10 protein-coding genes are annotated in these 10,870 nt (G+C 62.3%); 8 read left to right on the top strand and 2 right to left on the bottom strand.

Annotated features, from left to right (window positions below; all coding sequences use genetic code 11):
• From JSV65_16740 to idi, 7 genes are all read left to right on the top strand, one after another.
• On the top strand, positions 1–1,054 hold a 1,054-nt coding region (locus JSV65_16740; GenBank protein ID UCH34166.1), incomplete at its 5' end, for a carboxypeptidase regulatory-like domain-containing protein.
• Between the two features lie 448 nt (positions 1,055–1,502).
• On the top strand, positions 1,503–2,618 hold the full coding sequence (locus tag JSV65_16735; GenBank protein ID UCH34165.1) for an alginate lyase family protein: 1,116 nt from the start codon (positions 1,503–1,505) through the stop codon (positions 2,616–2,618).
• Positions 2,619–3,376: 758 nt separating this feature from the next.
• Positions 3,377–4,015 (top strand): polysaccharide deacetylase family protein, encoded by a 639-nt coding sequence (locus JSV65_16730; GenBank protein ID UCH34164.1) that lies wholly within the window; start codon positions 3,377–3,379, stop codon positions 4,013–4,015.
• Positions 4,016–4,406: 391 nt separating this feature from the next.
• On the top strand, positions 4,407–5,891 hold the full coding sequence (gene crtI, locus JSV65_16725) for a phytoene desaturase (GenBank protein UCH34163.1): 1,485 nt from the start codon (positions 4,407–4,409) through the stop codon (positions 5,889–5,891).
• Complete coding sequence (locus JSV65_16720) at positions 5,888–6,724, top strand: phytoene/squalene synthase family protein (GenBank protein ID UCH34162.1); 837 nt, start codon at positions 5,888–5,890, stop codon at positions 6,722–6,724. Before crtI ends, JSV65_16720 begins: the two co-directional genes overlap by 4 nt.
• Positions 6,721–7,587 (top strand): prenyltransferase, encoded by an 867-nt coding sequence (locus JSV65_16715; GenBank protein ID UCH34161.1) that lies wholly within the window; start codon positions 6,721–6,723, stop codon positions 7,585–7,587. Before JSV65_16720 ends, JSV65_16715 begins: the two co-directional genes overlap by 4 nt.
• Entirely contained in the window at positions 7,584–8,852 is a 1,269-nt protein-coding gene (gene idi / locus JSV65_16710; protein UCH34160.1) for an isopentenyl-diphosphate Delta-isomerase, read from the top strand. Before JSV65_16715 ends, idi begins: the two co-directional genes overlap by 4 nt.
• Positions 8,853–9,036: 184 nt before the next feature.
• Here idi and JSV65_16705 read toward each other — a convergent pair whose 3' ends face one another.
• Together JSV65_16705 and JSV65_16700 are read right to left on the bottom strand one after the other, a co-directional pair.
• Positions 9,037–9,396: a pyridoxamine 5'-phosphate oxidase family protein gene (locus tag JSV65_16705; protein UCH34159.1), complete on the bottom strand. Its 360-nt coding sequence runs from the start codon at positions 9,394–9,396 to the stop codon at positions 9,037–9,039.
• A 588-nt stretch (positions 9,397–9,984) separates the two neighbouring features.
• Entirely contained in the window at positions 9,985–10,311 is a 327-nt protein-coding gene (locus JSV65_16700; GenBank protein UCH34158.1) for a transposase, read from the bottom strand.
• Between the two features lie 103 nt (positions 10,312–10,414).
• On the opposite strand from JSV65_16700, the gene JSV65_16695 reads away from it, so the two are divergent.
• Positions 10,415–10,570, top strand: a complete 156-nt coding sequence (locus JSV65_16695; GenBank protein ID UCH34157.1) for a hypothetical protein — start codon at positions 10,415–10,417, stop codon at positions 10,568–10,570.
• Positions 10,571–10,870 lie beyond the last annotated feature (300 nt).

The raw sequence follows: 10,870 nt of genomic DNA, 5'->3' as shown, positions 1-10,870 counted from the left end.
GGTATGGAATCCCGAGCGTTGGCATCGGCTCTACAACCGGATCGATAGCTTTCGTGCATCACGTCAGCCTGCATTACGCCAGCCTGTGCCCGCCCCCAGGCTTGACGTCTATATAGGCGGCGGCGCTATCGTATGGGATAGGGTTGAGGTCCCGGGACAGCTGGTGGTGATCGACAAGCGTGAGGAATCAGCTCCGGTCCAGCCAGTTGGCGGAGGATTGGTTCGTGGCGACATCTTCGATATGTGCACTGGGAAGCCGATCCCGGGAGCGCACATCGCACTTGTTGGGGTCGAAGGGCAAGCGGATCGTCAGAACGCAATCCACGGCACAGCGGATGACCTGGGTGCATTCCAGATCGAGAAGATACCGGCAGGCCGCTATGAGATAACCGTGAGGGCGGACGGCTACGCGTCGCGACGACTCGGTCCCTATGGGAATAAGGGCAGTACGTATCACACGTTGGTGACGCACCTCGCGCGTGAATCGAGTATCAAGGGTGTCGTGACCGATGTGGAAGGCAACGGTATCAGCGGCGTTGAGGTCCACGCGACGGACATTTTCGGCATAGATGGGCAAGATTATCCGTCCGTTGATGCCCACCCGGCAATAACCGATGCCCAAGGGCGCTTTGAGGTCCGTTCTCTGCCCGTCGGTTTCGTTCAGCTCAGGTGCCGCGCAGCGTCGATGCACCTTGCCACGTCCACGTGCGAGATCTGTGAGGTGCCTGGCGAGCGGCTGAAACTCACCATGGAGGGCACAGGCAGGATTCGCGGAAAGGTGGTTGACAAGTACGGGGATGTTCCACCCGGCGAGCTGCACGTTCACGTTCGTCCGGTCGGTGAGCTACTAATCGGCACATGGGGCGGTTCCGCTAGATGCGAAGAAGACGGCAGCTTTGACTTCGCCGAGGTGCCGCCAGGCAGGTATCTGGTCGGTACGAACTTCATGCTACTTCACGAGGACCGCGATCCCAACGCGAAACCAGTGTCCATAGAACCGGGCACAACGGTCGAGCTTGAGATCGTCCACGATGTCCCTGTCAAACCGCACTGAGACGCATCTGGGCTTGCATCCGATACAGTCACCCCCAGCCTTATCCGGCTCCTCCCGCCCGATATCTCCTCCGCCCACGGGGAAGCGATGCTGGCGCAAAGAAAAGCGCTGCTGATGGGGAGGGTTGTGGCGCGGCATTCGCTTGCATGAACGATCGCTGGAGGCCTGCAGCACTCTGCCGCCGGAAAGCCTGGACGCCTTTCTCCTTTCATGCTGTCTGAGGAGCGACAACGTGGAGTTGTCCGCACGTGTTGCTGCTGACCGCCACTCCTCGTATGGGGCGTGATTACCCCTACTTCGGATCGTGGCGGCTGCCGGGGCCGAATCTGTTGACAACGACAACCGTTGAGGCCTTCAGCGCGCGCCCGCCAAATTGCCTACGAGGGAACCCGTCTAGGCCCGGCGAAAAGCCTACCGGTTACTCTCATGAGTGTGGAGAGCGGACAGCATGTACGATTGGGTGCCAGTCCTCGCCTTGTTCCTCGTGTGTTCTTGCTTGCTCGGCGGGAGCTTCTTCAACTCGCTGCACGCCAAGGGAGTCTTTATTACGCACCAGAGGATTGAAACTCTCAGAAGAAGGGTCAATAGCAGGACGGAGCCTACGTGCTCGGCGTGGGTCGAGGCGTTGAAAGCCGCCGAAGTCGCGCTCGGCCGCGAGCCCCAAGCCCCGAGGCAGTGGTATGTTCCCGGGGCCTATGTCAATTCAGAGGGTCACAATCGGGCGAAGAACCCCTTGCGCGACGACGCCAACGCCGCCTACGCACTTGCTCTGGCTTACCGCATCACGGCAGGTGAGAAATACGCTGCGGCTGCGGTGCGCTTGCTGAATGCCTGGGCAACTGAGACGCAGGAATTCAGTACGGAGGCCGATTCCTGCCTGTGCTTCAGCTATCACTTCCCTGCCTTCATCTTCGCCGCGGATCTTCTCCGGCGCTCCCCGAGCTGGTTGGGGCCTCAGCAAGACGTCTTTCGGAAGTACATCCGTGAGAAGGCACTCCCGATGAATACGATGGCGAGAGCCAACAACTGGGGCAACTGGGGGCTTCTCCTGCACCTTTCCTGCGCAGCCTCTCTGGATGACCTGCCGTTGTTTGAGAAAGGGGTCGAGCGCTGGAAGCAATTGATCGATTCCCAGATCGCGGATGACGGCCATCTAGTCCACGAGGTCAACCGGGGCAGCCCAGGCCGGGAAGGCGACCACGGCATCTGGTACTCCCACTTCTCGCTCATGCCGCAAACCATCGCTGCGGAAATCGCCCGAGTCAACGGAGTGGACCTGTACGACTACCAATCGCCCCGGGGGCGCTCTTTGCGAATGGCTTACGAGTGGCTGGGCCCGTTCGTCCGCGAGCCACAGCGTTTCCCCTATGTCCAGGGAGGCGACACCAGTCGGTTGGCCGGGGTCAACTATGTGGCCTACTGGGAGATTCTGAACAATCGGTGGCCCAATGCTGATGCGGCCCAGCTCATCAGAAGACTCCGGCCCCTCACCGCCGGGCACTCCGCTCCTTTCCTGACCTTCACTCATGGCGACCTGCCGGTTGACTCTGAGGCAACTGAGTGAACTTCGGCCACAGCGCCCCTGTCAAATCGCAATGAGACACCTTTGGACTTGCCTCTGCGGGGAACGTCGCCGACCATCACCATCCGCCGCTTCTCCCGCCCGATTCTCCTCCGCCCGCAGGGAAGCGATGCTGGCGCGGAGAAGACCTCTTCAGGTACGGACCTTATGTGGCACGGCGCGAGCGCTCCCGACGGCTCGCGCGGACGAAACAAGATGCAAGAGCAGCGACACCAAGAGTGTACCTTAATTCACCCCCTGATTTGTCCCACGTTTGCTGAGGACCGACACTACTCGTCCGATCAAGAGAATCGCGGAGCATTTCTGTGATCGCTCGCCGGAAGGCATTTTGCAGTTGGAGGCGGAGCAGGTGCGGACACCGGGCCGAGGATAGCGGAAAGCAGGCTGCTTTTACTCTCTCCTTGGTTCACCTTCACTGACCGCCTGCAACTCTAAACTCACAGGCAGCGCGAGGCATGGGCCACGTTGTGCTTACAACACTACTGTTTCTCTGGCTGACGGCGGCATGCCTGACCGCGCTCTCGTTCGCCGCACGCGTGCGGGTGTTCGCTGTGTCCCGGGCTATCGTTGTGTGCGTGCCGGGCTGTCTGCTGGCAACTGGAGCGCTAGCCTGGTACGCTAACCAAAGACCTGAGAATGAAACTCCGCTACTCCTGCCCGCCAGCCTCGTAGTGCTCTCGAGTGCGGTTGCCGTTCTGGCCTGCAGGTGCGCATACCGTTCCGAAGGCCGGGAACCGCGGATGCGGAGACTCATTCATCGGCGCGGCGCGGTCGGCGATCCCCTGATCGCCCTGACATTCGATGACGGTCCCTCGAGAGAATGGACGCCTGCCATCCTGGATACTCTGCAACTGCATGACGTTGCGGCGACCTTCTTCGTCGTCGGGGAACAGGCGCGGAAGCACCCGGACCTTTTGCTGCGCGCGGCAGCGCAGGGGCACTGCATCGGCTCCCACGCTGACCGCCACACTAACCTGACCCTGCTGACAACCGACGGCGTTCTGCAACAGGTGGACGCCGCAACCAAGGCGGCTACCAGCGCGACTGGCCGCGCAACCAGGCTGTTCCGTCCCCCCTATGGGTCGTATGACCGCAGGCTAATCGAGCTTCTGGACCGTCGCGGCCTTACAATGGTGCTGTGGTCGGTCGACGCCATGGACTGGTGGCTGCGAGACGCCGATCGGATCGCGAGAAGGGTGACGCCGCGGCTATTCCCGGGTTGCATCATTCTCCTTCACGACGCTCGCGGCGACAGATTGAGAGTCGGCTCGAGCGACCGTGCGGCGACGGTCGAGGCGCTACCACAACTGATAGCGGGGGCGCGGGCCCGTGGATACCGCTTCGTCACAATTAAGGAGATGCTCTCGGCTGAAGGCTGATGAGTGCTGGGAAAGCGCGATAGCCGCGACCGAGACAGACGCGCGCCGCCCCGGCCGGTGTACTGACCGAACGGACCGATCACTATGAGCCGAGGTTATGGCGCAAGGGCGCGCTTGAGGCTAGCGAGGTGCAGGGAGTCCGCTCGCTGCCTTCGTGCAACGCCGAGAGACGACTTCTCACAGGATAAGTAATGGTCCTACGGTGAGAGACCAGTGCATCGACTTCTGTAGATCGGGGCGAGCTCGCTGCGGAGGATATCAACGCCGCCTGCGGGGAAGACATGAGGTTCCGGGCGACGAATCGTATCCACTGCGACGCGCTTGGTTTGGGCGCATGAGTTGAGGCAGACCGCAGGCACCACGGCAGGTTGGGTGCGCGAGGGTGCAGGGTATGAGCAACCACAACGGCAAACGTGCTGTGGTCATCGGAAGCGGCTTCGGCGGCCTTTCAGTGGCTGCGTTCCTGGCGCGAGACGGCTGGAACGTTACCGTCCTGGAGAAGAATGACCTTCCCGGAGGACGGGCCCAATCTTGGGAGCAGGAAGGGTTCCGTTTCGACATGGGGCCGTCCTGGTACCTCATGCCAGACGTCTTCGAGAGGTTCTTCGCTCAGTTCGGCAGGGCATCGTCAGACTACTACTCACTCAAGCGCCTCGATCCTTCCTACCGTATCTTCTTTGCCCCCGATGACTACATCGACATTTCAAGCGATTTGAGCGAGAACCTACGGCAGTTCGAGGCGATGGAGGCTGGCGCCGGCGATGCCATGCGTCGCTACCTTGAGGTCGCCAAGCACGAGTATGAGGTGTCCCTCAACGAGTTCGTCTATCGCGACTTCAGCCGCATCTCGGACTTCCTCAACCGCCGCACTCTGCTGGAGGGCCGCAAGCTTCACGTCTTCGAAAACCTCGAGAAGTACACCGCACGGTACTTCTCAAGCCAAAGGCTTCGCAAGATCCTGGAGTACAGCATGGTCTTCCTCGGTGGGTCGCCGCAGAACACGCCCGCGCTCTACTCGATGCTTGCGCATGTCGATTTCAACCTAGGCGTATGGTATCCGAGCGGCGGCATCGCGGCAGTCGTACACGGCCTGAGAGCACTGGCCGCAGAGCACGGCGCGGCCTTTCAGTTCGGCCGTGCGGCCACCTCTATCGGTGTTCGCGGCAACCGGGCGGTGTCTGTGGCCGCCGGCGCAGATGAGGTCCCGGCAGACCTGGTCGTCGTCAACGCCGACTACGCCTATGCCGAGACGAGTCTGCTCGAGCGGCGCTACCGGACCTACCCGGAGCGATACTGGCAACGCCGCACCTTTGCTCCCTCGGCTTTCATGATGTATCTGGGCATCAGGAAACGACTGCCGCGACTACAACACCACACGCTCCTTTTCGAGCACGATTGGGTCGAGCACTTCAACAGCATCTTCCAGGCGCCAGGTTGGCCCGAACGCCCGTCATACTACTTCTGCTGCCCTTCACGAACGGACGATGCGGTCGCCCCGCCGGGATGCGAGAACGTGGTAGCGCTCATCCCGGTAGCCACCGGTCTGGATGACCCTGACGATGTGCGCGACGCGTACGCCACGCGCGTGCTCGAGCAGATCGAGAGGCTGACGGGGGAGTCGCTGCGGCAGAATGTGGCGGTCTGCAGGGTGTTCAGCCAGCGCGACTTCGTCGCCGAATTCAACGCCTATCAAGGGACCGCGCTTGGTCTCAGCCATACCCTCATGCAGACGGCGCTGTTCCGGCCTGCCCACAGAAGCAAGCGGATCGCGAATCTCTACTACACCGGGCAGTACACGCATCCGGGCATAGGCCTGGCGATGGCCTTGGTGTCGTCGGAGATCGTGGCGAAGCGCGTCGGGGGCGCGTCCCGATGACCGAGAGCAGCTTCACACAGGTCTTCAAGCGGGGCAGCACGACTTTTTTCAACACCAGCCTGTTCTTCCCTGCGGAACTGCGTGAGAAGGTCACCCGGCTGTACGCCTTCGTGCGGGAAGCGGACGACTATGTCGACAGCACGCCGCAGGACGTCCGCGGGTTCATGGCATTCAGGCAATCGTATGCAGCGGCACGCACCGGCGCCGAGCAGGTGCCTGCCGTTGTCCGGTCTTTCGTCGCCCTGGAACGGGAGTACGGATTCGATCCGCAGTGGGCGCAGACGTTCCTGGATACCATGCAGCTCGACCTCACAAAGGACCGCTATGAGACGCTTGAGGAGACGCTATCATACGTCTATGGATCGGCGGAGGTCGTCGGCCTCATGATGGCGAGTCTCATGGAGCTGCCACATGCCGCCCTTGAGCACGCGCAACTACTTGGCCGCGCGTTCCAGTACATCAACTTCATTCGGGACGTCCGTGAGGATACCGAACTAGGTCGGCAGTACCTGCCAGCTGCCGAGATGCATGAGCACGGCTTGCGCGAGTTGAGTGCAGCTGAGGCGGTGGCGCACCCGTCCGAGTTCGCCGACTACATCGGCGTGCAGCTCGTACGCTACCGCGCTTGGCGAGGTCAGGCCGAGCGCGGGTACACGCACATCCCGCCGCAGTATCTGATCGCCATCAGTGCCGCCGCCGACATCCATGATTATACCGCGGCAGTAATCGCGCGCGACCCGTTGGTGGTTTTCCGGCGCAAAGTCAAGCCGCGCAAGGCGACAGTCTTCCTCGCGGCTCTGCGGAACGCTCTTCGGCTAAGAGGTGGGCGGTGAGCGCTGTTAGGCCGACGATCCTTGGGTCAGCGGCACTAGTCCTGGAGGTTTCGCGGCCCAAGTTCTGGCTATACCTTGCAGGCACCTATCTAGTCGGTTGCGCTGCTGGCAGCGCACGCCCCGCGGACCTCGTGACGCTGCGCTTCTGGGTCTGTCTCGGCTACTTCCTAATTCCCGCGAACGTGCTGCTCTACGGCGTCAACGATCTGGCGGACGGAACCGCAGATAGGATAAACCCGCGCAAGCGAGGTAGCGAGCACGTCCTGGAGGTCTACGAAGAGCGCGTCGTCCTGCGCGCGGTGCTCGCGGCGTTGTTCCTTGCCTTGCCGGTGTTGGCCGTCCTGAGCGGCCACGTCGAGCAGGCCCTGCTGGGCGGGTTCATCGCACTGGCCATCCTATATAGCGTGCCGCCTGTCCGTCTGAAAGCCGCGCCCGTGCTTGATGCCGCATCCAACGTCCTGTACGCCCTGCCCCTCTTCCTGGGCTTTCATCAGTTTGCGGGCGAGCTGCCGAACACAGAGGTGATTGCCATCTCGTTCCTCTGGACCGCCGCCATGCACATCTTTTCAGCAGCGCTTGACATCGACACCGACCGGCGGAGTGGCCTGCGCACCACTGCGAGCGCGCTTGGTTATCGCGGCTCGCTCCTGGTCTGCGCGGCGCTCTGGATTGCTGTCTTCGTCCTCGTCGCCGGATATCGCATTCTCCATCCTTGGGGCCTGGCGGCGATCTGCTATCCCCTGATACCCTTGCTCCTCATGGTGCGCCCAGCTGCCGCGGGTCTCCAAGCCTATCGGCTGTTCCCCGCGCTGAACGCCATTGCGGGAATGGCTGCTTTCTTTGTCGCGGTGCTTCGCACGTGAAACAACCTAGCATTACCGTCATTATCCCGGTACTCAACGAAGAAGCCGTTCTCGGCAACCTGCTGAGATGCCTCGAGCAACAGACTCTGCGCGCCACGGAGACCGTGATCGTTGACGGCGGCTCCTGCGACCGCACGGTTGCGGTTGCCTCCTGCTGGCGAGATGTCAGGGTACTGCATTCCGCCCCTCCGGTCGGGCGGCAGCGCCAGGCAGGCCTGGACGCTGCGCGCGGCGACATCTGCGTCTTCGTGGATGCAGACACAGTGCTTGCGCCCGACTTTCTTGATCGCTCAGTATCGGAAATGCGACAGCGGAGGCTGAGCGTCGCCTGCCCGCGATATGTGCCCGCCGCAAGCTCACGCACGGTGCGCGCGACCTTTGTATGGTTCAACACACTGTTCATGCTCCTGCAGTCCGTGCTGCCGAGTGGCGGGGGAGCCTGCATTATTGCCATGACCAGCGTCGCGAGGCACGCAGGTGGTTTCAGGCCGGACCTCATCTACGATGACGTCGAGTTCATCCGACGCGCGGCAAGGCAATCTCGCTTCGGCATACTTTCGACCAGCGCCGAAGTGTCGGCGCGAAGGTTCGGACGCGACGGGGTCCTGAGAACTGCCGGCACGTATGCGGCGCTGTCCCTCTTCTTCACCGTTGGCGCCTTCAAGCTTGCCCAGATCGTTCCCTACCGCTTCTCACCGTACCCTAGCGAGGCGGACGAACAAGTTGTGTTGGTGGACACCGCGGGCGCTGCAGTCGGCACCGCGGCGAAGAGCGCGGTGCACACGGCGGTCACCCCGCTTCATCGCGGTTTTTCCGTCTTCGTATTCGACCGGTCTGGAAGACTCCTGTTGCAGCAGAGAAGTGCCGACAAGGTGACATGGCCTTTGGAGTGGTCGAACAGCTGCTGCGGACATCCGCTGCCTGGCGAGTCGACCGAGGCAGCCGCCCAACGGCGCCTTCGCGTCGAGCTGGGCCTGAAAGACGTGCGAACTTGGGAGGCGCTGCCGGACTACCGTTACAGCGCGCGCCACAACGGTATCTTGGAAAGGGAAGTCTGCCCGGTTCTGGTGGGCATTACAGCAAGCAGGCCGGCGCCTAATCCGAGTGAAGTCGCCGCGGCCGAGTGGATCGGCTGGAACGACATGGTCGCGTTGGTGCTGAGCAGGAATCGTCGGTTCACCCCTTGGTGCGAGGAAGAGGTGCGCCTGCTCAAAGAGCGCTATGGGAACCCGGTCGATGGCGCGATCTCGCAGGGACAGGACTGAATGCCGGAGCGAAAGGGGCTGGCGAGGGTTGCCCAGCCTCGGCCGCCTAATCGGTCCCGTGACCGCCTCGATTACTGCAGCTAGCGCCTCGGCGGACCGCCAGGCCGCGTTCCCGTGCGGCAACCAGAGGCCGGGGCTTCCGCGCTGGCGCGCAACCAGCCATGGCCGATGGCATCGGCGTTTGCTAGCTCAGTTCCGCGCGCTCCGGGACTACCTTCAGGAGCACATACTCCGGGTCTTCCTCGGCTCGGAAGTAGGTGCGCCAGGAGTCGTCCCAGAGCTGGTGTTTCACCGCGGCGTCCGTGATCAGCTCGGCGCTGCCGAATACGCGGCATTGCCGCCCATCGGCCCAGACCGCGAGGCATACCCGCGGATTCCGACGAACCTGCCCGACCTTGCTTGATGAGAGCGCCGTCGCGTACCAGATGCTTCCCTCATCGTCGATGCGCGCGATTTGCATTGCCCGGACCCAAGGGGCCCCGTTGTCGACGGTGGCCAGGTATGTCTCCGGATGCTTCATCAGAAATTCGATCGCTTCGCTCATGCTCACCTCCTGCATGGTCTTTCCCTCGCGTGCGTCCCATCTACGCGTCCTGGGGCTTCACTCGCGAAGCGGACGCATCCTCGGGCTGAGCCGGGCCGGGTTCTGCCGTGCCCCGAGAATCTAGGAACAGCGAACGCAGATGGCGACATTGCCGCACCAAGGGCCTCGGGCGGCTTCCCCACGGCGGCGGTCCGACACAGTACGCAGACTGTCTGACCACCTCGCCCGGCAACCTGCACGCACGCTATCGTGGCCATTTCGCGGGCGGCTTCAGTACGGCGTCGATGAGATGCATTGGATTGCGTCATTGTACCAAAAGGAAGCGAATGGCCAAAACTCGCGATGTTCATCTAATCGCACATGGCCGGCATCGGCGTCACGCAAGGCGCGACCAGTTGTAGCGGTTAGGCGGCTATGAGACCGGCATTCACGGACGGTTTCGGCGAGCGAAGGAGATCCCAGAGGTCGAGACTGGCGCGGGCAGAATGCCTGACAGAGGACGGGGGTCGCTACGCGCGGTAGCACCGACCGGTTGGTGACGTAGAGCAGCCTAAAGCCCCGCTCTGCTGGTGCCGCACCGACAGAGGCTCAGGTCACACGCGGCAGGCGATACGCGGTGACGTGCACCTCAGAGAAGAGACGTTGCTCGATGTGTACCGGGACTTCCTTGTGCGAGCGCCCCGGCGCCATCCATGGTCGCCCGCACCATGCGGAGTCTGGAGTCGCACCTTCAAGCCTCATGTGTGGCCGCCACTCGTTGTAGTAGGTGGCGAAATCGTCGAGCAGCTGTGCCAGATGATCCATGCCCCGGATGAGCGCCACGCGGCGGAGCCATTTCTGCTTCAGCGTGCGTATCACGCGCTCCGTGACTGAGATCGAGCCGTGACGGCCCAGTGCCCCAAAACGATGCTGCACTCCACACTGCCCGAGTATGGCCGCGAAGTCCTCACTCGTGAAACAGGCGTCCTGGTCAGTGATAACATGCCGCGGCTACGCATGAGAGCTGAAGGCAACGTTTATGGCTGTAGCAACCCATACACCGGTCGCACGAGTGGCCGCAGTGACCGTGACCACTTTGCGTGAGAAATGGTCTATCGCCACCAGCACCGAGGTCGGCCACAAGCCCCAGCGATACACGCGCGTGATATCCATAGACCACACATGGTTGGGATAGCGGGCGACGATCTCTCTGGGAGCGGGCCCGCCACGTGTCCGCTGCACGACAGGTGTAGCCGCCGGCGTCGACTTGAGCCTCGGTCGTAGCAGGATGTCGCGCACCGTCGAGGCTGACCTTGCCCCCTAGAACGAGTCCAGGTCCAATGTTAGTATTGAGGGCCGGGGGGTGCTCCCCGTTTTTGATCCACCTGCAATGAGACTGTTTCATGCTACCAGGCATAGTTCCTGCCCCGCCGGCACGGGCGCGGGAGACCTGGCTGGCCGTTTCCGGGCGAAGGCTTCCGGCGGCAGGTTTCCG

The sequence above is a fragment of the Armatimonadota bacterium genome (assembly GCA_020354555.1).
Classification (GTDB): Bacteria; Armatimonadota; Hebobacteria.
The sequence above is the reverse complement of the archived record's forward strand: the minus strand, read 5'-3'. Positions and strand labels throughout refer to the sequence as shown.

Bases quoted from the DNA above. Each gene is read 5' to 3' on its own strand.
- JSV65_16735 (UCH34165.1), top strand. From the start codon at position 1,503: ATGTACGATTGGGTGCCAGTCCTCGCCTTGTTCCTCGTGTGTTCTTGC.
- JSV65_16730 (UCH34164.1), top strand. From the start codon at position 3,377: ATGCGGAGACTCATTCATCGGCGCGGCGCGGTCGGCGATCCCCTGATC.
- crtI (UCH34163.1), top strand. From the start codon at position 4,407: ATGAGCAACCACAACGGCAAACGTGCTGTGGTCATCGGAAGCGGCTTC.
- JSV65_16720 (UCH34162.1), top strand. From the start codon at position 5,888: ATGACCGAGAGCAGCTTCACACAGGTCTTCAAGCGGGGCAGCACGACT.
- JSV65_16705 (UCH34159.1), bottom strand. From the start codon at position 9,396: ATGAGCGAAGCGATCGAATTTCTGATGAAGCATCCGGAGACATACCTG.
- JSV65_16695 (UCH34157.1), top strand. From the start codon at position 10,415: ATGGCTGTAGCAACCCATACACCGGTCGCACGAGTGGCCGCAGTGACC.